The following is a 22,416-nucleotide window of genomic DNA, read 5'->3' on the forward strand; positions in this document are numbered from 1 at the left end:
GGTTCATTCCCCCAGATCGAGCATGAGTTTGGTGACGGCGAACGCCTCGGCGTAGCGCGCGTTGCATTCGATACCGCGGATCCGGGCCAGCCCGAGGAAGGCTTCCCGGTCGTACCAGGAGCGGTGCCGCTGTGAGGGGTAGTGCTCCTCCAGCAGCCGCACCTTCTCCTCGGCGGCCTCCGGCGTCAGCGGCTGGTACACCGCCGGACGGCCGAGATCGCCGTCCCACTTGACGATCTCGTAGCCGAGCACGAGGTGGTCGCGGAACGCGGTGGGCAGCAGCCGCGCGAGACCGCGGTGATCCTGGTGCGCGTCGTCGGTACGCGGGGCGAGGACCAGGTCCGGCTCGGTCCGCAGCCGCAGCTCCTCGACGGCGGCCTTGGCCTCGTCCCAGTGCGCGGGCATCCGGCCGTCCGGCAGTTTGAGCACGGTCAGCCGCAGATCGGCGCCCGGGCAGAAGGCGGTGAGCGCGGCCCGCTCCTCCTGCTCCCGCTCGCCGCCACCGCCGGAGAGCACCAGCGCGTCGACGCGGACACCCGGCCGCGCGAGGCACAGCGTCAGCAGCGTGCCGCCGGCGCCGATGGCGATGTCGTCGCAGTGCGCCCCCACCGCGACGATCCGGTCCAGGCGCCCGGCGCCGAGCCGGATCACGTGCTCGCTCCGGCGCCGTACGTGCCGCCGGCCGCGCCCGCTCCCGCGCCGTCGTGTTCCCACACGGCCCACGGGCGGTCGCCGCGGGCGTACGCGTCGTCGAGCGCCGCCCGCTCCTTCACGGTGTCGGTCGGCTTCCAGAAGCCGCGGTGCTGATGCGCCACCAACCGTCCGCGCTTGGCCAGTTGGGCACATCCGTCGGCGACCAGGTCCCCGTTCTCCGGAATGTGGTCGAAGACCTCCTGGCGGAGCACGAAGTAGCCGCCGTTCTCCCACAGCGGCATGTCGCTCACCGCGGTGATGCCCCCCACCAGGCCGTCCTCGCCCAGGTCCACGCAGTGGAACGACGACTGCGGCGGCACCACCATCATCGACGCGCCGGCGTCGCGCCGGGCGAACCGGTCGATCATCTCCGGCAGCGGCGCGTCGGTGAGCACGTCGGCGTAGTTCGCGAGGAACATCTCGTCGCCGTCCAGATGGTGCCGCACCCGGCGCAGCCGCTCCCCGATCGGCGACTCGATACCGGTCTGCGCGAACGTGATCGTCCAGTCGGCGATGTCGGTGGACAGCAGCTCGGTCCGCCCGCCCCGCAGCACGAAGTCGTTGGACGTCGTCTCCTCGTAGTTGAGGAAGAAGTTCTTGATGTGGTGCGCCCCGTACCCGAGGCACAGGATGAACTCCGTGTGCCCGAAGTACGCGTAGTAGCGCATGACGTGCCAGATCAGCGGACGCGGTCCGACCATCGCCATCGGCTTGGGCATGTCGTCGGAGGCTCCGCTGCGCATGCGCAGCCCGTAACCGCCGCAGAACAGGACGACCTTCACGACGCGACCTCGACAATGCTCAGTTCCGGGATGGGGAAGACCAGCCGGCCGCCCCACTCGTGCACGAAGGACAGCTGCTCGACCAGCTCGTCCCGCAGGTTCCACGGGAGGACGAGGACGTAGTCGGGTCTGTCGGCGGCTATCTGCTCGGGCGGCAGGATCGGGATGCGGGTGCCCGGGGTGAACCTGCCGTGCTTGTAGGGGTTGCGGTCGACCGTGTACGCGAGCAGGTCGGGCCGGATGCCGCAGTGGTTGAGCAGTGTGTTGCCCTTGCCCGGGGCGCCGTAGCCGACGACCCGCTCGCCGCGCTCGGCCGCGTCGATGAGGAACCGCAGCAGGTCCCGGCGCACCTTGGCCACGCGGGCGGAGAACTCGGTGTACCCGGACAGCTCCTGGAGTCCGGCCGCCTTCTCCCGGTCCAGGACGTCGGCCACGCGGGCGGAGGGCTCGCCGGCCACCTCGGCCGGACGGGCCCACAGCCGGATGGAGCCGCCGTGCGTGGGCAGCAACTCGACGTCCACGAGCGTGAGTCCGCCGCTCGCCAGCGCCCGGATCGCGGACGCGACCGTGTAGTACTGGAAGTGCTCGTGGTAGATCGTGTCGTACTGGTTCTCCTCGATCAGGGTCAGCAGGTGCTGCACCTCGACGGAGACCCAGCCGTCGTCGGCCACCAGGGCACGCAGCCCCTGGGTGAACCCGACCACGTCGGGGATGTGCGCGTACACGTTGTTGGCCACGACCAGGTCCGCCGGGCCGTGCTCGGCGCGGACGGCCGCCCCGGTGTCGGGGGACAGGAACTCCGTGAGCGTGGGCACACCCGCGTCCCGCGCCGCGGCGCCGACGTTCACCGACGGCTCGACGCCCAGGCAGCGGATCCCCCGGTCCACCACGTGCTTCAGCAGGTACCCGTCGTTGCTCGCGACCTCGACCACGAAGGCGTCGGTGCCGAGCCCCACCCGCTCGACGGCGTCGGCGACGAACGTGCGCGCGTGCTCCACCCAGGAGGTGGAGAAGGAGGAGAAGTACGCGTACTCGCTGAACGTCTCCTCCGGCGTGATCAGCGGAGGGATCTGCGCGAGCCAGCAGTCGGTGCAGACCCGCAGGTGCAGCGGGTACGCCGGTTCCGGCTGGTCCAGTCGGTCCGCGGCGAGAAAGCTCTCGCACGGCGGGGTCGCCCCCAGATCGACGACGCTCGCCAGCGCCGCCGAGCCGCAGAGTCGGCATCGTGTCATCTACTGCCCCCATTCCGCTCGCGCGGGTGCACCCGCCGCGAGCCAGTACTTTTCTCCCCTACCGGCGACGGGCTGTCCCCGCCGCCGGACCGCACCGCGATCGCGGTGCGGTACCCCTCCAGCAGGCGATCGAGGCCGACGGCAGGGCTGAACCCCTGCTCGTAACGGCGTCGGGCCGCCTGGCCCATCTCCTGGTTGCGGTCCGGCTCGGCCGTGATCCGGCGCAGACAGGACGCGAGGGAGTCGGCCTCGCCCGGCCGGTGCAGCAGACCGGTCACCCCGTCCGCGACGAGTTCGACGAAGGCGCCGTGACCGGCGGCGACGGTCGGGACCCCGGCCGCCATCGCCTCGACGACCACCAGGCCGAACGCCTCCAGCCACGTCGAGGGAGCCACCACGGCGACCGCCCGCGCGATCGCCTTCCGGCACTCCGCCGTGTCGTAGAGACCTACGTAGCGGACGTCGTCCCGGCCCGCCGCCCAGGCGGTCACCTCGGGCTCCAGCGGCCCCGTACCGGCGATCACGAGCGGCACGCCCACACCGCCGCCGGCGGCGAGTTCGTCCCACGCGGCCATGAGCAGCCGCACGCCCTTGGCCTCCGCGAGCCGGCCGAGATAGAGCAGATGCTCGCCGGCGCCCTCCCGGCGGGCACCCGGTTCGGGCACGAAGTTGTGCTTCACCACCAGTCGCTCGGAGGGCATGCCGGCCCGCACCAGGACGTCGCGCTGCGCCGCGGAGATGCAGAAGAACCGGTCCACACCGGACCACCACCGCCGCCGGTTGACCGACAGGCTGACCGCGAGCGGCACCGTCGCCAGCCGGGAGTTCCGGTAGCAGCCGTGCCGGACGGCGGGCAGCGGCGCGGACCCGACGCACTCGGTGCACGGCCGGCCGTCCCGCTGCAACGTGCCGGGCGGGCAGACCTGGGTGTAGTTGTGCAGGGTGGCGACGGCGGGCACGCCCGCGTCGGCGCAGGCGGCCAGCACCGCGGGCGACAGGAGCGGGAAGACGTTGTGGACGTGCACCACGTCCGGCCGCTCGGTGCGCAGCCGGGCGGCGAGCTCCGCGCGGACCGCCGGGTTCCACGGCACCAGCAGCGGTATCGCGGCCTTGCGCGGCAGGGAGCGGGCGGCGATGTCGTCGCTGCGCCGCTCGAACACCCCGACCTGGTGGCCGGCCTCGCGCAGCAGCGCCACCTCCTGGTCGACGACCTTGTTCTCCCCGCTCGGCTGTGCCGAGGCGTAGCGGTTGTGCACCACCAGGACGTGCATGCTCACGTCACCTCCGATCTCTGGGCCCATCGTGGGATGTGCCGCCGGGGGAGTACGGGCGCCGGGAGGGGAGCGGCCGCGGCGGGTGCCGTCAGCAGCGACGCGGCCACGGCCAGGTGCAGCAGATACGGCGAGGCGTCGCCCAGTCCGGCCTCGGTGTACGACGCGATCGCGCAGTAGCTGATCAGGAAGATCGCGCAGGCCCTGGAGAGCGAGGGCGGCCGCAGCAGCGCGACGGCGCCCAGCACGATGACGATCGCCGCCACCAGGGCGACGCCGGTCATCCCCTGCTCGTTGTAGACGGCCAGCCAGCTGTTGTCGATCGGCAGCCCGTTGTACGACTTGTCGCCCAGGCCCACGCCGAACAGGTACTCCGAGGTCGTCCGGGGTGCCGCCAGCAGGGCGTGCCAGACCTTGGCCCTGCCGGTGAGACTGGAGAAGTTCTCCTGGCTCTGTCCGCGCAGGAACCACGTCTGCAGCGCGGACGCGAACCCCACCGCGGCCACCGTGCCGACCACCACCGCCCAGGTGAAGAACCGGCGGGCGGCGGCGCTGGTCAGGACGAGCGAGCCGATCGCCAGCGCCAGCCCGATGAGCAGGCCGAGCGTGGCCGTGCGGGTATGGGTCAGGGCGAGCAGGACGAGTGACGGCACGATGACCAGGGCCGCGCTGGTCCTGTCGGTCCGGCGGCCCAGGAGGAGCAGCACGGTGAGCCCGATGATCACCGCCGCGTACTGTCCGATCTGCGGCGGGGTGAGCGGCCACAACGCTCCGACCAGCCGCCCGCCGTAGAGATCGGGCAGCGCCGCGCCCGGTGAGGCGATCAGGCCGGCGGCGACCGTCCCGAGCACCGCCAGGTACATCCGGATGTGGTGCCGGACGAACGTCGGGCCGCCGTCCCACCAGCGGCTGAGCAGCCACAGCGTGCCGACGAAGAGAGCCAGCCGGAAGCAGCGGAACAGCGCGCCGAACCCGGATTCCAGGTGCGCGCTGGAGATCACGCTCGCCACCAGCAGCAGGGTGAGCAGGAACAGGAAGGCGCTGGCTCGGATGCGCAGCCGCAGATTGACCACGAGCGCCAGCGCGAACGCGGCGACCAGCGCGCCCATGGTGACCATCTGGATGAGGGAGCGGGGCAGCGGGACGATGGTCTTCGCCCCGGCGGAGCCGAGCGTGTTGAGGACCAGCAGCCCCCAGACTGTCCCGATGATCTTCGGCGTGCGGTCCGCGCCCATCTCAACCACCGTCCTGTGCGCGGAAGGTGCTGCCCGCGTCCTGCTGGTACGGCGTGCCCTGCCACTGCCCGGAGTCGAGGATTCGGCTCGGGTCGTGGGCGACGAACTTCCACGGTCCGACGTAGACGTTGTCGTGCCAGCGGTTGTGCTGCTTGCCGGTGATCGCCTCGGCCACCCGCTCGCCCTGGTACGGCGACCAGTCCGGATAGGTGCCGTAGTTGGCCAGCACCGCCATGCGGTCGCACTTCACCGTGCAGTCGACGACGGACTTGTCCAGCACGAAGCGGTTGCCGTGGATGTCCACCCGCTGCGTCTTCCACCGGCAGTCGGCGTAGAGCGGCGCGGTGGCGATCGCCGGCTGTGCGCAGCGGTCGGTGTCCTTCACCAGCAACGTGCAGTCACCGGAGGAGGTGTTGGCCGGGCTGTTGCAGAACCGGTCGGCGTTCTCCCACAGGGTGATCCCGGACCAGTTGTTCTCCAGCACGTTCCGATAGATGTCGATCTTGTCCGTGCGGGCCCGGATCCGTGGTTCGCCGCCGGACTCCGACAGGTAGACGGTCGCGAACGGGAAGTTGTCGCCGCGGTCGGCGTACTTGCGGCCCTCGACCCAGTTGTTCCGCCGGATCGTGTTCTTCCGGATGACAGCGTTGTAGCTGGTCTCGTAGATCAGCGCGGCCCCGTCGTTGGCTTCGAGCACGTTGTCCTCGATGCGGAAGTCGTTGTTGTTGGTGTCCGCCCACAACCCGGCTCCGCGGTTGTCGTGCACCCAGTTGCCCCGAATGTCGGCGCCGTCGACGGCCCAGAACTTGATGCCTCCGGTGCAGCCGCAGCCCTGCCGCCGCCGTTCCCAGTCGTCGGTGTTGTTGCCCACGATCTCGTTGCCCTCGACCACCAGGCCGCTGATACGGCCGTCGGCCTTGTACGCGTTCATGCCGTACTGGCCGTTGTCGCGCAGGCAACTGGCGCGGACCTCCTGGTGGGCACCGGCCATCAGTCCGGCGCCGGAGTTGTCCCGGACCGTCGCGTGCTCGATCACCCACCCGTCGGCCGAGTCGTGGTTGACCACGCCCTCGTCGCGCGGCGCGGCGAAATTCCGCACGGTCAGGTAGCGGATGGTGACGTCGCGGGCGGTACCGCCGAACGCGTACTGGTTCTTCTTCCGGCCGTCGAGCACCGCGCCCGGCGCACCGAGGTAGCTGTCCCCCTCCTTGGGGATGACCTGGGCGTAGCGGTCCGGTTCGAGCCTGTGCTCGCCCGGGCGAAGCCAGAACGTGGTGTTCGGCGGGCTGCTCTTGGTCTTCGCCGCCAGGTCACCGACCACCCCGGGGTCGACGGTCACCGCGCCCGCCGGTGCCTTCGCCGGCCCGGCCCCGGGCTTGGCGCACACCCCGGCCACGGGCGTGGACGGCGCGGCGGCCGGCTTTGCCCGGGCGCCCGGCGTGCTCTCGCAGCCGGTCGCCGCCAGCAGGGCCAGCGCCAGCGGTGCCGCCGCCAGTGCCCAGTGCCGCTTCTTGCTCCCCACACGCCCCCCTAGCCGCGGAACCTGAGCACGGTGGTGAACCCCTCCGTGCCGTCGACGAAGCCGGTGCCGACCAGCGTGGTGGCGGGTTCCTTGCGCCCGAAGCCGGCGGAGTACCAGCCCAGCGGCGGATCGCTCTCGCCGCGATGCGCTTGCCAGCTCAGCTGCCCTGGCAGGTCGAGCACCGCGGAGCGGTCCTCGCCGTCCCGGGTCCAGGTGAGCAGGGCACGGTCGCCCGTCAGGTCCGCGGCGATCGCCGGGCCGAGGTGGAACGCCAGGCGTACGGCACGGCGCGGGCCGCTCACCTCGTCGACGACCGTCAACTCCCGGCTCGCGGACGCCAGTTCCACCCGGCGGCGGTGCACGGAGCGCTGGTAGCCGTCGTGCTCGGCACACCAGCTGCTCGTTGCCTCGTCCGAGGCGTCCGAGGCGTCCGAGGCGTCCGAGGCGTCGGCGGTCAGGACGCGGCTGCGGGCGTGCCGGGTCCACAGGAACGGTCCGCCGGAGACGGACTGGTCGGCGCCGTCCAGTTGCAGGGTGTTGTGGCCGAGGGTCGAGCGGAAGTACTCCCGCCACTCGGGCTGCCCGTGGTAGCAGTACGTCCCCGGGTCGGCGAGCACGTCGACCCCGTCGTGCCGGACCTCCACGGACAGCGCGTCCGCGTGGCCGTGCGCCGCGATGGACAGGAACCCGTGCGGACCGCCGTCGCAGCGGCACCAGATCTCCCCCGGACCGCGCAGGATGGTCATGCCCGCGTCGGCGAAATGGGCCGGCCGGCCTGCCGGGCGGGTCACGGCCGGGGCGGTGCTGTTCTCCGCGTACGGCCGGATGAGCGCGGCCAGCAGCGGGGTGCGCACATCGGTGCCGGTCACCGTCGGCCACCAGGCGAGCCGGCCGAACACGGCGTCACCGGTGGCCAGCAACGAGGCCCAGCGGTCGGTGCCCGCGCCGTCCACGACCAGCCCGTGCCCGTCGTCCGCGTCCCCCTGGCGCGGCGGCCGTATCCGGTTGTCCACGACGGCCGCGAGCGCGTCGGTCATCCGCAGCAGTACCAGCCGGATCGACGCGGGGACCTGCACGCCCGCGGCGTCCGCCTCGGCCACGGCGGCCAGACCGAGCTCCAGCACCAGTCCGTGATATTCGGTGGCCAGTTCGCGGTTGAGGCCGGAGTCGAAGGTGTTGGAGCGCACATGCCGCTCCAGCGACCGCAGCGAGTCGGCCCGCCAACGCGCCGAGGAGGGGAACCACCCGAACGCGCAGGCCGCGGCGAACTGCCCGGCGGCCTCGGCGATGACGTGGTTGTTCGCCGAGGACCCACGGCTGGGGAAGGCGGCCAGCCAGCGCTGGTGGTGCCAGATCTGGTTCAGCGCCACCGGGTTGTCCTCGAACAGCCCGGCCGCGCCCGGCCAGCCGTCGAGCAGCCGGCGGATCCACACCCAGGACAGCAGCCGGATGCCCAGCTCGATGCCGCTGATCCAGTGCACGCCGCGCAGCGGCGGGTTGGCCGTCCACCAGGACCGCAGGTGCTCGGCCACCCGCTCGGCGTACCGCTCCTCCCCGGTGATCGCGTAGGCGGCGGCGAGCACGGTGAGGTACTGATGCCGGGACAGCTCCCAGATCTGCTTGATGTCCCCGACCGTGTCCTCGTCCCGGTACGGCACGTCGAAGGCGTAGCCCCAGGGAGCCCGGCGCCCCGTCTTCGGGTCGCACCACCAGTCGGGGTCGTCCAGGTCGTCGCGGACCACCCCGAAGTACTCGATGTGCCCGTACATCAGCCGGTCCGCCTCGGCGACGAGACGTTTCGCGGCGTCCGGAGGTATCGCGGCGATCGTCCCGGCGGGCAGCACCGCGGTGAACCGGGCGCCGGTCACGGTCGGGCAGTCGGGGCGCGCGGACCGCCACCGCCGTCTGCGCAGCGCGTCGCCCGCCCGGCCGCCGACCTCCCGCGGTCCCATCCGGGACAGCCGCCGCAGGTACCAGCCCGGACTCCCCGAGCTCACGGTCATCGGGCCCTCGCCAGCGTCACCGGCGCGCCGCCGACCAGGCCGGCCTGCACGGCGAGGGTGGCCGACGTGGTGGCGACCAGCGACTCCAGCGGCACCGGCATCGGCCCCCCGGTCCGCACGGCCTTGACGAACGCGGCCAGCTCGGCGGACTGGCCCTTGTCCCTGGCCTTGGGCAGCCGGGAACTGACCCACCGCTTGCGGCCGGCCGTGCCGTCCGCGTACAGCGAGGCACGGACGAAGTCGTCGAGCCGCAGCACCTTGCCGTCCGCGACCAGGTCCAGCGTCTCCTTGGGGAAGCCGGCCGCGCCGGTGGTGACGTAGCTGATGGTGGCGGTGGACCCGTCCGGGTAGCGCAGCAGGACCTGGAGGTCCTCGTTGCCGGACGGGGCGACCGCGTACACCGACACCGGGTCGGCGTCCAGCAGCCAGCTCACCGTGTCGATGAAGTGTCCGCCCTCGCCGGCGAACCGCGAGCCCTCCGTGCCCTGCTGGAGGTACCAGCTGCCGTGCTGCAACCGGCCCGCGTTGACCAGGTAGCGGACGCTCGCCGGACCGGTCCGGGCTCCGAACCGCTTCTTGGCCTCCTGCAACAGCGGCGCGAACCGGCGGTTGAAGCCCACCTGGAGCCGGTCGTTGCCGGACTCCTCCACCGCCGCGAGCACCCCGGCCAGCTCGTCCTCGGTGAGCGCCAACGGCTTCTCCACGAACACCGTCTTGCCGGCCAGCAGCGCCTTCCGGGTCAGTTCGGCGTGCGAGCTGTGCCGGGTGACGACGAACACCGCGTCGATGTCCTTGTCGCCGAGCACGGCGTCGAGATCGGTGGTCGCCTCGGCGAAGCCGAACTTCCGCTGCGCGTTGGCCGCGGACAGCGCCGTCGTGGTGACGACCGTGGACAACTCGACGCCGTCGCGCTGTGCCAGGTGCGGCAGCAGCATCGACGTCGCGTAGTTCCCCGCGCCGACGAACGCCAGCTTCACCGGCGCCTGGGCGGACCGGGCCGGGGCGGACGCCCCGCCGCCGCGCCGCACCGCGGGCACGGCCTGCACCGGGGCCAGCGCTTCTCCCGCTTCCCCCGCTTCCCCCGCTTCGTCCTTCCGCCCGGGGTACCGGAACAGCACGGCCACGGCCTTCAGGTCACCGTCCTTCAGGCGCCGGTACGTGTCGACGGCGTCGTCGAACTCGGCGACGTGGGAGACCAGGGGCTCCACGTCGACGCGGCCGCGGGCCATGAGATCGAGGAAGCACGCCAGGTTGCGGCGCTCGGTCCAGCGCACATAGCCGATCGGGTAGTCCCGCCCTTCGAGCTCGTACTCCGGGTCGTAGCGCCCGGGGCCGTACGAGCGCGAGAAGCGGACGTCGAGCTCCTTCTCGTAGTACGCGTTCCACGGCAGGTCCAGGCGGCACTTGCCGATGTCGACGACCCGGCCGCGGTCCCGGCAGAGCCGGGCGGCCAGCTCGACGGGCTGGTTGCTGCTCCCGCCGGCGGCCAGGTACACCTGGTCCACGCCGTGACCGCCGGTGAGTTCGGCGACGGCGGCCTCCACGGCCGCGGACGCGGGATCGCCGCAGGCCGCGGCGCCCACCCGCTCGGCGAGCTCGCAGCGCGCCGGGTCGGGGTCGACCCCGACGACGCGGACCCCCGAGGCGGCGAGGAGCTGCACCACCAGCTGCCCGATCAGCCCGAGGCCGATGACCAGCGCCACCTCGCCGAGCTGCGGCTCACCCTGGCGGACGCCCTGCATCGCGATCGACCCGACGGTGCCGAAGGCCGCGTGCCGTGGCGCGAGACCGTCCGGCACCGGCGCGTAGAGGTTCCGGGGCACCCAGTTCAGCTCGGCGTGCAGCGCGTGCTCGTTGCCGGCGCAGGCCACGAGGTCGCCGACCTTCACGTCGTCGATCCCGGTGCCGACCTGCTCGACCACCCCGCACAGCGAGTAGCCCAGCGGCGTGTAGGAGTCCAGCTTGCCCATCACCTTGCGGTAGGTGGCGGGCACCCCGTTGGTGGCCACGCTCTGCATGACCTTGGCCACCTGGTCCGGCCGGGAACGGGCCTTGCCCAGCATCGACATGCCGGCCTCGGACACCTTCATGAGCTCGGTCCCGGTGGAGATCAGCGAGTAGGCGCTGCGGACCAGCACTCCGCCCGGCTTGCACCCCGGCACCGGCACGTCGAGCACCGCCAGCTCGCCGCTCTTGTAGTTCTGTACAACCTGTTTCACCCGAAGTCCCCTTGTTTCTACGCCGTCTTCTACGCCGCCGAGCGAGCGCTTCGGCCGGACCCGGAGATCGCGTCGCGGTACCAGTACTCGAGGGTCAGCACATGCCACAGATGCTTGGAGAAGTCCCGCTGCCCGGCGGCGTCCTCGGCGACCATGCGCGCCAGCGCGTCCCGGCGCAGGAGCCCGGAACCGACGAGCACGCCGTCGTTGACCACCTCGCGCACCAGCGGTGCCAGATCCCGGCTCATCCAGGCGCGCAGGGGGGCGCTGAACAGGCCCTTGGGCCGGTACACGATCTCCCGCGGCAGGATCGAGGTGGCCGCCTCCTTGAGGACGGCCTTGCCCTGCCGTCCGACGATCTTGCGATCACCGGGCACGGCGAACGCCGCCCTGACCACCTCGACGTCCACGTACGGCACCCGCACCTCGGTCGAGGCGGCCATGCTCGACCGGTCCGTGTAGGCGAGGTTCAGGCCCGGCAGGAACATCCGGGCGTCGCCCAGGCACATGCGGTTGACGAAGTCGTCGAGGTCGTTGTCCTGGTAGACGTCCGCGTGCTCGGTCAGCACGTCCTCGACCGTCCCGGCCAGGTCAGGATCGACCAGGGCGAGCAACTCCTCCTGGTCGTACATGGTGTAGCTGCGCCGGAACGCGGTCTCCTCCGGCAGATCGGCGAAGGAGAGGAACCGCTTCGCGAAACGCACCGACCGGTACCCCCGGCGGGCCGAGGCGACCGGCAGCCGGTCCACGGCCCCGGACAGGCCGCGCCGCAGCGGCCGCGGGACGCGCTGGTAGCGCAGCGCGAGCAGGTTGGCCAGGTGCTTGCGGTAGCCGGCGAACAGCTCGTCGGCACCCATCCCCGAGAGCATCACCTTGACCCCGGCCTCCCGGGCGGCCGAACAGATCAGGAACGTGTTGATCGCGGCGGGGTCGCCGATCGGCTCGTCCAGGTGGTACGTCATCCGCGGCAGCAGGTCGAGTACGTTCGGAGCGATCTCGATCTCGTGCAGGTCGACGCCGAACTGCTCCGCCACCTGCCGGGCGTAGCGCAGGTCGTCCGGCATCGCCTCGAACTTGGCGTCCTCGGCGCGGAATCCGATCGTGTAGGCCGAGATCCCGGGCCGGTCGCGGGCCGCCAGCGCGGTCAGATAGCTGGAGTCGAGCCCTCCGGAGAGGAACGTCGCCACGGGCACGTCGGAGAGCAGATGGCGCCGGGTCGACTCCTCCACGACGGCGGCGATGTCCGGCAGGTCGCCGCTGAGGGCACGCTCGCGGCCCTCGGACGCGACCTCCCGCAGGTTCCAGTACCGGCCGCGCTCCACCCCGCCGTCGGGCCGGAACCGGATCCAGCTTCCCGGCGGCAGCTTCTCCGCCTCGCGGAACGCGCAGCGCGAGTCCGGCACCCAGTAGTACAGGAGCGAGGCCACCAGCGCCGCGTGGTCCACCTCCAGCGACCCGCCGGTCACGGCGGCGAGCGCCTTGAGCTCGGAGGCGAACACCAGACCCCCGCCGCGCCGGAGCAGGAACAGCGGTTTGATGCCGAGCTGGTCGCGGGCGAGCGTCAGCTCACCGGTCCGCTCGTCGAAGATCCCGAACGCGAACATGCCGCGCAGCCGGGGCAGGCAGTCCGTGCCCCAGCGCCGCCAGGCCTCCAGCAGCACCTCGGTGTCGGAGGTACCGCGGAAGCGCACCCCGGCGGCCGCCAGTTCGGCACGCAGCTCGGGCGCGTTGTACAGCTCGCCGTTGTACGTCAGGACGAGGCCGCCCGAGGCCATCGGCTGGGCGCCGGTCTCGGACAGGTCGACGATGGCCAGCCGGCGGTGGCCGAGGTGTACTTCGCCGTCACCGACGGGGTGGCTGTAACGGCCCGCCCCGTCCGGACCGCGGTGGGCGAGGACATCGGTGAGCCGGTCGGCCACGGCCTTCCCGTCCGGCCATAGGTACGTGCCTGCGACGCCACACATGTCTACCTCGCCTCCTGGTCGCTGTCCGGGACGCGTGCCGCCCACATCGGCAGCCGCTCCGTCCGCCGTGGGCCCGACGCGTTCTGTCGGGCCAGCCGCTCGTTCTGGCCGCGCAGGGCGGTGTGCAGCCCGTCCCACAGCGTGCCGTCGGTCCGGTCACGCGGATCGGGGTCGATCAGCACCACACCGATCACCGGAATGCCCTGGTCCGTGAGCTGCCGCGCCACGGTGTGCAGCCATGCGGCGCTGCCGCGGCCGGCGCGCACGACGAGCACGGTCTGCGTGCCGAGGTACTGGAGGTCGGTCCACGCCGTGCCGGGCGCCACCGAGCCGACGCCGAGCCGGAGTTCCTGTTGCGGCACGGCCGCGGCACGCTCGCCGCCGACCACGGCCGGGTCTCCCGGCTTCGGGCGCCGGCCCGCGAGCTGCGAGCCGGGCAGACCGTCGACGACGACCACGGGGCCGTCCGCCGCCAGTGCCCTGGCCAGGTCCATGGCGATGTCGCTCGTGCTGCGCGCACAGCCCAGTTCCAGCAGCGACACCGGTTCCGCGCAGCCGCGCACGGTGCGGGCCAGGGAGGTGGTGAGTCGTTGGCGTGCCGCCCGGGTCCGTCGGCGTCGCCAGAGCCTGCCCGGCCGGCGGGGCAGCTCCGCGACGACCGAGGCGCCGAGGTTCGCCGCGATGTCCCGGCGCAGCACGGGGCGGTCCGCCACCACCGTGCCGACCGCGGCCACCGCGAGTCCGAGGACGAGCCCGAGGACGAGCCCGATCGCGGCGTTGGTGGCGGCGGCCTTGGGCAGCGAGTGCCGCATCGCGCGCGGGGCGTCCACGACCTGTGTGCCGGCGACCAGTTGGGGCGTGCCGATGCGCGCCTCCGCGGCGCGTTGGCTGAAGTCGGTGATGCGCGAGGTGAGTTCGGCCCGGCTGGCGAAGAGCGACTCCAGGTTCGCCGAGGCCTTCGGCCCGCTCTGCGACGATCCGTCCCCGATCGCCTTGTTGACCTGGGCGAGTTCGCCCTGCATCCGGTCGCGCTGGTCGAGCAGGGCCTTGGCCTCGGCGTTGGCGGCGTCCTCTATCCGTCTCACGTGGTCCGCGACGAAGGCGTCGGCCAGCGCCTTGGCGCGGGCCACCGCGTCCGCGTCGCTGTCACCCGTCACCGTGATCTGGAGCAGGTTGTTGGTCAGGCCGACGGCCGTGTAGTCCCGCATGAAGTCCTCGGGTTTGTCCGGGGACTTGAGGGACCGCAGGGCTGTGCCGGCGATCCGTGTGGTCTGGAGCAGTCCGACGTCGGTGCGGATCAGCGTCCCGGGGTCGTTCGGCTGGTCCTCCTGGTGCGCGACCAGCACCTTGGCCACGGCGGTCGGCGGTGGCGGCAGCAGGACCGCCAGCGCCGCGCCGACGACCAGCCCCAGCAGCGCCATGGAGCACCAGAGGCGGCGGCGCCTGCGCACCGCCACCACCAGTGCCTGCAGGTCCAGCAGCGGAGCGGCGGCCGACGACTCCGCGTTCGTACTCGTCGTCACCCTGAACTTCCCTTCGCATCGTCGCCCACCGCGAACACGGGTACGGCGGCATCCCGAGGACGGCCGGCGGGTTGCGTCGCGCGGGCCCGGACCGGACCCGCGAGGACGATGCCGAGGACCTCGTGCTTGGCGTCCGCGCACGCCTCGGCGATGCCGGCGAGCTCGACCGCGGTCCAGGAGCCCGCGCTGAGCACGACCAGGGCACCGGCCTCGTTGTCGCGGTCGGGCACCAGCGGGTGGGACACCGAGACCCCCACCACCCGCAGCGTCGGATCGTTTCCGGCCTCGGCGACGAGCTGCCCGGCGGCCCGGCGGGCGATCCCGTCGCCGTCCGGGACGACGACCAGCAGCCGCCGGGGGGCCGGGAGCTGGGCCCGGACGCGGGCGCACACCCGCCGGTAGCGGATCTGCCGGCCGGCCTCGTCGCCGGACGTCTGCGGAGTGGGCAGGTCCCACCGGACGTCGGTGCCCAGCAGCCGCCGGAGCCGGGCCCGAGGGCCGCGGCCCTCCGTCCGGTGCGCGGACCGTTCACCAGGTACGTCGACGGTGCCCAGCAGCGTCGAGCCCAGCGCCGCGGCGATCTCCGGTTCGGTGCGCAGCCGGCGGCTCATGCGCGCGGCGGTGAGATGGCCGACGACCGTGAGCAGGAAGAAGAGCAGCGCCCCGGCGGCGATGAGCTGCGTCCTCGTCGGCGGTGCCTCGCCGGACGGCCGGGCGGCCGGCCCCATGACGACCATGTTGGCCTTGTTGGCGGCCGGGCCGGCCTGGTCCAGCTTGTTGATGGCCTCCTGCAACGAGGTGCGCAGCTTCTCGAGCTCGGTGCGGGACTGCACGCTCTCCACGGTCTGCCCCGGATCGGCCGCGTCGGCCAGCTCGGTGATGCGGCGGTTGGTCTGCACCACCGTCTGCCGCAGTGCGTCGAGCTGTTCGGCCGCTTCGGGGTCGCTGTTGCCGTCCACGACCCGCGCGGCGAAGGTGACGAACTGCTGGGCCACCTGGTCGGAGAGCTGCTGTGCGCGCTGCGGGGTGTCGGCCGTGCCCGAGATCTTGATGATGTTCCCGTCGGCGGCCGTGGCGCCCACCTGGTCCCGCAGGTCGTTGCCGCTGACCCCGGGCCAGTGGAGCGTGGCGGCCGCGCGGTCGACCACCACCGAACTGGTCGCGATCTCCTCCTGGGTCAGCAGCTCGCGCTCCTCCCACGCTCCCGGCAGCAGTACCGACGCCGAGGTCGTGTAGCGCGGCGGGAACAGCAGGGAGGCGCCGTAGCCGGCGAGCGCCCCCACCAGGGTGAGGATGGTGAGGAGCCGCCAGCGCCGGCGGACAATCCGTCCGATCGTGACCAGGCGTATCGTGTCGTCGCTCAACTGCGCGGCCTCCGCCCTGCATGGTTCTGGTCGCCCGTCGGGACCGGTGCGTGGTCACCGCAGGCGGCGGCGTAGGCGGCGAGCAGCGCTCGCTGGGAGTTGCGCCAGGAGAGCGGTCCGCTGATCCGCTCCTGGCCGATCTTGCCCATCAGGGCCCGCTTCTCCGGATCGTCCAGCAGCAGCGCGATGAGCCCGGCGAACGCGGCCTCGTCGTTGGCGGGGGCGTAGACGGCGGCGTCACCCGCGGAGACCCGTGCCTCCCGGAGCTCGAACGAGACGACCGGCCGGCCCATCACCATGTACTCCAGGACCTTGTTCATGGTGGACACGTCGTTGAGCGGGTTGTGCGGGTCGGGGGAGAGGCACACGTCCGCGGTGGACAGGTAGCGCACCAGATCGGCGTCCGGAATGCGCCCGGTGAACTGCACCTGGTCCGAGAGCCCGAGCTGCCGGGACAGCTCGACCATCGCGTCGAAGGTGTCGCCCGCGCCGACGAACACCGCGTGCCAGTCGGTCCGCCCGAGCTCGTCGCGCAGCTTCGCCAGCGCCCGCAAGGCGTAGTCGACGCCGTCCTGCGGGCCCATCACGCCCAGGTAGCACAGCAGATGAGGCTTGCCGCGCTTCAGCTCCGGCTCGGGTGGCACGGGGTGGAACCGGTCGATGTCGGGCGCGCTGCGCACCACGAAGACGTCCTCGGGCCGCCGGCCGCCGCGGCTCACCGCGACGTCCCGGTAGCTCTCGTTCGTGGCGAGCACCACGTCCGCTGCCCGGTAGGTCAGCCGTTCCAGCGCGCACACGGCGCGGTAGAGCAGATCCTCGCCGCGGTCGAACCGGGAGAGGTACAGCTCGGGTACCAGGTCGTGCTGGTCGAAGACGAAACGTGCGCCGCGCCGCTTCATCCACCGGGCCGGCAGGAACAGCAGGTCGGGCGGGTTGCAGGCGTGGACCACGTCGACCGGGCCGACCTTGCGGGCCAGCCGGACGGTGTGCCACAACGCCGATCCGTACTCCCGCAGATAGCCGGCCGGGCCTCCGGTGGCCGCGCGCAACGGGTAGCGATGGATCCGCACCCCGTCGATCACCGCCTCCGGCTCCGTGTCCCGCTTGGTGCCGCGGGGGCAGATGACGTGCACCTCCCAGCCCGCGTCGCGCAGTGTCGTGCACTCCTGCCACACCCGCCGGTCGAACGGCACCGACAGGTTCTCCACAAGGATCAACGCACGCCGGTCCGGCCGGTCGTCGCTGGTCGTGTTACCAAGCAAGGCCCATGTACCCCGGTTCGGTCCGGCGCTCGTCGGCGTCGGGAAGGTGGATGAGGTCGACGATCACCGGGCCGTCGCCGCCGTGGGGCAGCGCCGCCAGCACGGCCGGATCCCTGGTCCCGACCAGGCACACCTCGGCGTGGTCGAGCACCTCCTCGACGGAATCCGCGAGCAGTTGCGCGAGGTGCGGCAGCCGGGTCTCGACGTATTCGCGGTTCGCTCCCAGCAGCCGGGAGAGGCTCACGTTGGCGTCGTGGATCCGCAGGTCGTACCCCTTGCCGAAGAGTCTCTCCGCCAGCTCGACGAGCGGGCTCTCGCGGAGGTCGTCGGTGCCGGGCTTGAAGGACAGCCCGAACAGGCCCACCCGGCGTTTGCCGGTGCGCTCCACCAGCTCCACCGCGCGTTGCAGATGGTCGGAGTTGGAGGGCAGTACATGGGAGAGGATGGGCACCGAGACGTCGGCCCGCTGCGCCGCGTGGACCAGGCTGCGCAGGTCCTTGGGCAGGCAGGAGCCGCCGAAGGCGAAGCCGGGCCGCAGGTAGGCGGGGCTGATGTTCAGCTTCCGGTCGGCCAGGAACACGTCCATCACCTGGTGCGAGTCGACCCCGAGCGCCTGGCACACCGCGCCCAGCTCGTTCGCGAAGCCGATCTTGAGGCCGTGGAACGCGTTGTCCGCGTACTTGATCGCCTCGGCCGTCGGGACCGGCACCCGGAACACCTCGCCGGGTACGCCGTCGTACAGCGCCACCACCGCGTCGCCGCTCGCCGGGTCCAGCTCCCCGATGACGGTCTTGGGCGGGTCGAAGAAGTCCCGCACGCTCGTACCCTCGCGCAGGAACTCCGGGTTGACCGCGACTCCGATGTCCACCCCGGCCGTGCCGCCGACGTACTTCTCCAGGATCGGCACCAGCAGGTTCAGGCAGGTGCCCGGGAGCATGGTGCTGCGGAACACGACGGTGTGCCGCCCGCCCCGCTCGGCCAGCGCGGCGCCGATCTGTTCGGTGACCCGCTCCAAGTACGTGGTGCACAGGCTGCCGTTGGGCTCCGACGGCGTGCCCACGCAGACGAGCGACACGTCACTGTTCATGATGGCCTCGCGGACGTCACCGGTGGCGCTCAGCGCCCCGGTCCGCACGACCTCGGCGATGAGCTCGCCGATACGTTCCTCCACCACCGGGGCCTTGCCGTCGTTGACCAGGTCGACCTTCACCTGGTTCACGTCCACCCCGATGACCTCGTGACCCATGCTGGCCAGGCACGCGGCCGACACGCAGCCCACGTAGCCGAGCCCGAAAACGCTGACTCTCATGATCCGTTCCTCCCCCCAGGCAGGCCCTGGCGGCCTGCGGTCCGCGCGCCGGCTCGGCGCCCCCCGTGCATCAGTAGGCCCCCTGCCCGTAGAGCACCGCACGCAGCGTCTTCCACAAGATCACCGTGTCCAGGGCGAGCGACCAGTCCTCCACGTACCGCAGGTCCAGCCGAACGGCCTCCTCCCACGACAGGTCGCTGCGTCCGCTGATCTGCCACAGGCCGGTGAGCCCGGGTTTGACCAGCAGGCGCCGGCGGATGTCCGGGCCGTACGCCGCGGACTCCTCCGGCAGCGGAGGCCGCGGACCGACGAGTGACATCGATCCGGTGAGCACGTTGAAGAGCTGCGGCAGCTCGTCGATCGAGTACCGGCGCAGCACCGCTCCCACCCGGGTCACCCGCGGATCCCGGCGGAGCTTGAACAGCAGGCCGGCGCCCTCGTTGCGGTCGGCCAGCCCGGCACGAGCCCTGTCCGCCCCGGCGACCATGGTGCGGAACTTGAGGATGGTGAACTCGCGGCCGTTCTTGCCGACCCTGCGCTGGCGGTAGAACGCCCCGCCCCGGCTGTTCATCAGCACGAGCAGCCCGACGCACACCATCAGCGGCGCGAACAGCAGCAGCAGGATCGCCGCGCCCATCCGGTCGACGACCCCCTTGATCGCCCGGCGGCCCCCGGTGAAGGTCGGCATGCTCACCCGCAGCAGCGGGATCCCGAGCACCGCGTCGATGTGCAGCCGCGGGCCGGCCACCTCCATCAGCACCGGGGCCACGATCATCTCGGCGTCGCTGCCTTCGAGGTTCCAGGCCAGCCGCTGGAGCCGGTCCGGTGACCAGTGCGGGTCCGGTGTGACCGCGACGACGCGGTAGCCGTCGCGGTGCACGTGGCCCGCGACGTCCGTCAGCCGGCCGACGACCCGCACTCCGTCCAGCTGGTCGCCGTCGGCCCCGAGACCGTCCGTCGTGCACACCGCGTCCACCCGCCAGCCGAGGTGCGGGAACTTACGGGTACGGGTGATGAGGTCGTGGACGGTGGCCAGGCTCCCGGCAGCGAGCACCGGTCGCAGGCACCGTCCTTCCTTCCGCTGTTTGTGCAGCCACAGGCGCAGCAGATATCGCGCGGTCATGGTGACGATCGCGATCGCCGGGATCGCGACGAAGATCCAGAGTTTGATGTTGCGCGAGGTGAGCGCGATCCCGCCGAGCGCCAGCACGACGGTCGCCGTGAACAGCGAGCGTCCGAGCCGGCGGAATTCCTCGGCGCCCTGGCCGAGGACGGCCGGAGCCCACGAGCGGCTCACCGCGAGGGCCCCCAGCACCAGCAGCTCGGTGCCGAAGGCGAGAATCCCCCATTTCTCATGCCAGTTGGCCGCGTCCCGGGCTCCGAAGAAGTTGCCGATCCCCGCCACCACGATGGCGGTGGCCACCGTGTCGCTGGTGATCACGGATCGCCGGTACCGCTGCTCCCATTCGATCGCGGGCTGGCTGATTGCGTCGTTCGTCAGACGTCCGCGCGTTGACGGAAACGGTCTGACAAGTCCCCCTTGCCGCACAGAACCCCCCAAGGTCCCCAGTGGCTCGACGTGTTCGCGTCGCACTGTTCCTCGCCCCGGGAGGCCCCCGCCCCCCGTGCCCCACGCCGCGCTGTTCCTCCCCGCGGGAGGCCCCCGCCTCCCGCACGACATCCCGGCTACCGCACAGCTGCTTGAACAACCCACCGCGGCGGCAACGGACTTGAACGTCCTGCCGGATTTCCGAGGTGCGCGGCCCGTCGAATCCCGGGTGCTCCCCGCACCCAGGGCCCCCTCGCGGGCTCCAAGAATTGATCACCCCCAGGTCTGGCGCCCGGACGCGACTGTCTGCCTCCGTAGCGCTGGACCTATTGATCGTTATTGGTCGCGTCGTGCTCGAACAGCTGAAGCATGGTCAATCTAGACTATCGAGGCCAGTATGAAGAGAGGGATGTAAGTATTTTGTGCTCGATCCGTGAGGCCGGATTGACCGAGAGGTGACCGCCTGCGGAAGACCCGATGTCACCGCGTGCTCCGACGGCTCGCCCGGCGCCCGGACGTGGCCTCTTCGCGGCCGCGGTCGTCGAGCCGCGGGGCCCTCCGCGACGCCCGGTCCGGCAACAGCGGCCCGACAAAGGGGCGTTGAGGCACACCGTCGAGGGTGACCCGGGTGCCGGCCGGGAGCGCGTGGGAAGCCGGACGTCAGCCCTTTCCGTAGTCCTCGACGAGCTCGCCGATGAACGCGAGCAGGGCGTCGGCCCGTTGGCGGTCCTCACGCCGACTCCGCAGGTCGTGGTCGAGCCGCCGAAGCCCGGCCAGGGCGGCCGGGTCCCGGCGCCTCACGTCGTCGAGCAGCGGCGTGGTGATCACGTCCATGCACGCGGTGAACAGGAGCCGTGTGGCCGGCGCGGGGGGAGCCGGATCCGGGGCGGCGAATCCGGTGGTGAGATACCGGGCGGGGTCGGTCAGGCTCCAGCCGACGACGGTGCCGTGCTGGACGAGGAGCGCCATACCGGGGGCGATCCCGATGCGGGCGTCCAGCGGTTCGTCCAGGACGTCGAGGTCGCGCAGACAGGTCAGCGCGGTGTCCCCGGGGGCGCGGCAGAGCTCCGTGGTCGTCTCCAGACGGCAGTCCCGGGCCACGTCCGCGCGCAGGCCGCCCGGGCGGACGGGCGGTGTGGCCGGAAGGCGGGCGGAGTCCTCGGGGCCGGCGGCCTCACCGCCGATCTGGAACTCGGCGCCGACCAGTTCCCGCTCCTCCTTGTCGAACCGGAGCTCGTCAGGCGTGTCCCACAGCCAGGGCCCGCTGCCGAAGGTGTCGAGAAGGAACCGGCCGCGTTCCTCGACGTTCGCGTACTCCGCGACGCGCACACGGAAGTCCCTGAAGTCGAAACGCGGTGCGTGGTGCAGGGGAGTGCCCGTCACCGTCGCGGTCCAGTCGTCGTCGAGGGTGATTCTCAGAGTGGATGCCACCTCGTCTGACTCCTCCCCGGGAGGCATGTAGGCCGTTCTTGGCTGGAATCCTGCGCTCCACCACGTCTTCATGCGTGATCGGTGAACCCGGTTCGGTCTTCAGACCGCCCAGCGCCTCGGCCCCGCAGGGCCCCTTGACGCCGGACGAACCGTACGCCGTGATGACGTCGCCCGTCCCGCCCGTCCCGCCCGAACGCACCGACCACAGGCCTCCGTCGGCCGCCGGCACCGGAAGTACCGGACGTCGCATCTCACCGACCGGGCCGCGTGGGAGCACCGCCACGGCTCCGAGGTCACTGGTTCCCGTAGCTCTCCATCAGGTTGCCGATGAGCGAGAGCAGGGCGTCGGCGCGGCGCCGGTCCTCGCGCTGGGCGCGCAGGGTCTCGTCGGTCGCCCGGAGGCGGGCCAGGGCGGTCGGGTCGCCGTCTTCCACGTCGTAGATCAGCGGCTGGGTGATCAGGTCCAGGCAGTCGGTGAGCAGGCGGCGGGTGGTGTCGGTCGGTGGGGTGGGGTCGGGGTCGGTGTACGCCGTGGTCAGGTAGCGGGCGGGGTCCGTGAGGCTCCAGCCGACGACGGTGCCGTGCTGGACGAGGAGTGCCACGTCCGGGGCGATGCCGATGCGGGCCTCCAACGGAGCGTCGAGGACGGCGGGGTCGCGCAGAGAAGTCAGCACGGCGTCTCCGGGGGCGCGGCACAGGAGCGCGCACATCTCGTGCCGGAAGTCCTTGGCCTCGACCGCGCGCAGTCCGCCCGGGCGCACCGCCAGGGTGAGCGGGAGGCGGGCCGCGTCCTCGGCCGAGGCGCACTCCTCCGGCAACTGGAGCTCGACAGCGACGAGTTGGCGGTCGGCCGGATCGAAGCGGAAGACGTCGGGCGCGTCCCACAGGTGGTGCTGGCTGCCGAAGGTATCCAGGACGGACCGCTCACGTTCCTTCGCATCCGCGTAGCGCACGACGCGTACGGAGTCGCCGTCGAAGCGGGGGGTGATGTGCAGCGGATCGTCCGTCACCATGGCGTGCCAGCCGCCGTCGAACGACAGTTTCATGGTCATCCTTG

16 protein-coding genes are annotated in these 22,416 nt (G+C 71.9%); all 16 read right to left on the bottom strand.

The features are described from left to right. Positions 1-3: 3 nt before the first annotated feature. Positions 4-651 (bottom strand): PIG-L deacetylase family protein, encoded by a 648-nt coding sequence (locus ACFV2J_RS10180; RefSeq protein ID WP_385086443.1) that lies wholly within the window; start codon positions 649-651, stop codon positions 4-6. After that, positions 648-1,475, bottom strand: coding sequence for a glucose-1-phosphate cytidylyltransferase (locus tag ACFV2J_RS10185; RefSeq protein WP_385086440.1), 828 nt, complete (start codon positions 1,473-1,475; stop codon positions 648-650). Before ACFV2J_RS10185 ends, ACFV2J_RS10180 begins: the two co-directional genes overlap by 4 nt. Further along, complete coding sequence (locus ACFV2J_RS10190) at positions 1,472-2,707, bottom strand: class I SAM-dependent methyltransferase (protein ID WP_385086437.1); 1,236 nt, start codon at positions 2,705-2,707, stop codon at positions 1,472-1,474. The genes ACFV2J_RS10185 and ACFV2J_RS10190 overlap by 4 nt, the downstream gene beginning before the upstream one ends. Further along, positions 2,704-3,978, bottom strand: a complete 1,275-nt coding sequence (locus ACFV2J_RS10195) for a glycosyltransferase (protein WP_385438107.1) — start codon at positions 3,976-3,978, stop codon at positions 2,704-2,706. Before ACFV2J_RS10195 ends, ACFV2J_RS10190 begins: the two co-directional genes overlap by 4 nt. Before the next feature lie 2 nt (positions 3,979-3,980). After that, positions 3,981-5,213: an O-antigen ligase domain-containing protein gene (locus tag ACFV2J_RS10200; protein ID WP_385086434.1), complete on the bottom strand. Its 1,233-nt coding sequence runs from the start codon at positions 5,211-5,213 to the stop codon at positions 3,981-3,983. Between the two features lies 1 nt (position 5,214). Continuing rightward, on the bottom strand, positions 5,215-6,735 hold the full coding sequence (locus ACFV2J_RS10205) for a right-handed parallel beta-helix repeat-containing protein (RefSeq protein WP_385086431.1): 1,521 nt from the start codon (positions 6,733-6,735) through the stop codon (positions 5,215-5,217). 8 nt (positions 6,736-6,743) lie between these two features. Next, positions 6,744-8,738: an alginate lyase family protein gene (locus ACFV2J_RS10210; RefSeq protein WP_385086428.1), complete on the bottom strand. Its 1,995-nt coding sequence runs from the start codon at positions 8,736-8,738 to the stop codon at positions 6,744-6,746. Next, the gene (locus tag ACFV2J_RS10215) at positions 8,735-10,957 is read right to left on the bottom strand and encodes a bi-domain-containing oxidoreductase (RefSeq protein WP_385086425.1); all 2,223 of its coding nucleotides are present in this window, start codon (positions 10,955-10,957) and stop codon (positions 8,735-8,737) included. Before ACFV2J_RS10215 ends, ACFV2J_RS10210 begins: the two co-directional genes overlap by 4 nt. Before the next feature lie 29 nt (positions 10,958-10,986). Beyond that, entirely contained in the window at positions 10,987-12,921 is a 1,935-nt protein-coding gene (asnB, locus tag ACFV2J_RS10220; protein WP_385086422.1) for an asparagine synthase (glutamine-hydrolyzing), read from the bottom strand. A 2-nt stretch (positions 12,922-12,923) separates the two neighbouring features. Next, entirely contained in the window at positions 12,924-14,444 is a 1,521-nt protein-coding gene (locus ACFV2J_RS10225) for a Wzz/FepE/Etk N-terminal domain-containing protein (protein WP_385438084.1), read from the bottom strand. Continuing rightward, a complete protein-coding gene (locus ACFV2J_RS10230) occupies positions 14,441-15,808 on the bottom strand; it encodes a Wzz/FepE/Etk N-terminal domain-containing protein (protein ID WP_385086642.1) in 1,368 nt (455 codons plus the stop codon). The genes ACFV2J_RS10225 and ACFV2J_RS10230 overlap by 4 nt, the downstream gene beginning before the upstream one ends. Continuing rightward, entirely contained in the window at positions 15,805-17,070 is a 1,266-nt protein-coding gene (locus ACFV2J_RS10235; RefSeq protein ID WP_385086639.1) for a glycosyltransferase family 4 protein, read from the bottom strand. The genes ACFV2J_RS10230 and ACFV2J_RS10235 overlap by 4 nt, the downstream gene beginning before the upstream one ends. Continuing rightward, a complete protein-coding gene (locus ACFV2J_RS10240; RefSeq protein ID WP_385086636.1) occupies positions 17,060-18,379 on the bottom strand; it encodes a nucleotide sugar dehydrogenase in 1,320 nt (439 codons plus the stop codon). Before ACFV2J_RS10240 ends, ACFV2J_RS10235 begins: the two co-directional genes overlap by 11 nt. A 70-nt stretch (positions 18,380-18,449) precedes the next feature. Next, positions 18,450-19,928 (bottom strand): sugar transferase, encoded by a 1,479-nt coding sequence (locus ACFV2J_RS10245; RefSeq protein ID WP_385438089.1) that lies wholly within the window; start codon positions 19,926-19,928, stop codon positions 18,450-18,452. A 660-nt stretch (positions 19,929-20,588) separates the two neighbouring features. Continuing rightward, positions 20,589-21,359 carry a hypothetical protein gene (locus ACFV2J_RS10250; RefSeq protein ID WP_385086631.1) on the bottom strand — a complete coding sequence of 257 codons (771 nt, stop codon included), beginning with the start codon at positions 21,357-21,359 and terminating at the stop codon, positions 20,589-20,591. Positions 21,360-21,652: 293 nt separating this feature from the next. Continuing rightward, the gene (locus ACFV2J_RS10255) at positions 21,653-22,411 is read right to left on the bottom strand and encodes a hypothetical protein (protein ID WP_385438092.1); all 759 of its coding nucleotides are present in this window, start codon (positions 22,409-22,411) and stop codon (positions 21,653-21,655) included. Positions 22,412-22,416: the final 5 nt, after the last annotated feature.

The organism is Streptomyces sp. NPDC059668 (genome assembly GCF_042734135.1).
GTDB lineage: Bacteria > Actinomycetota > Actinomycetes > Streptomycetales > Streptomycetaceae > Streptomyces.

Coding starts and splice junctions, on each gene's coding strand:
- ACFV2J_RS10255 (WP_385438092.1), bottom strand. CDS start 22,411: ATGACCATGAAACTGTCGTTCGACGGCGGCTGGCACGCCATGGTGACG.
- asnB (WP_385086422.1), bottom strand. CDS start 12,921: ATGTGTGGCGTCGCAGGCACGTACCTATGGCCGGACGGGAAGGCCGTG.
- ACFV2J_RS10240 (WP_385086636.1), bottom strand. CDS start 18,379: ATGAGAGTCAGCGTTTTCGGGCTCGGCTACGTGGGCTGCGTGTCGGCC.
- ACFV2J_RS10200 (WP_385086434.1), bottom strand. CDS start 5,213: ATGGGCGCGGACCGCACGCCGAAGATCATCGGGACAGTCTGGGGGCTG.
- ACFV2J_RS10195 (WP_385438107.1), bottom strand. CDS start 3,978: ATGCACGTCCTGGTGGTGCACAACCGCTACGCCTCGGCACAGCCGAGC.
- ACFV2J_RS10190 (WP_385086437.1), bottom strand. CDS start 2,707: ATGACACGATGCCGACTCTGCGGCTCGGCGGCGCTGGCGAGCGTCGTC.
- ACFV2J_RS10210 (WP_385086428.1), bottom strand. CDS start 8,738: ATGACCGTGAGCTCGGGGAGTCCGGGCTGGTACCTGCGGCGGCTGTCC.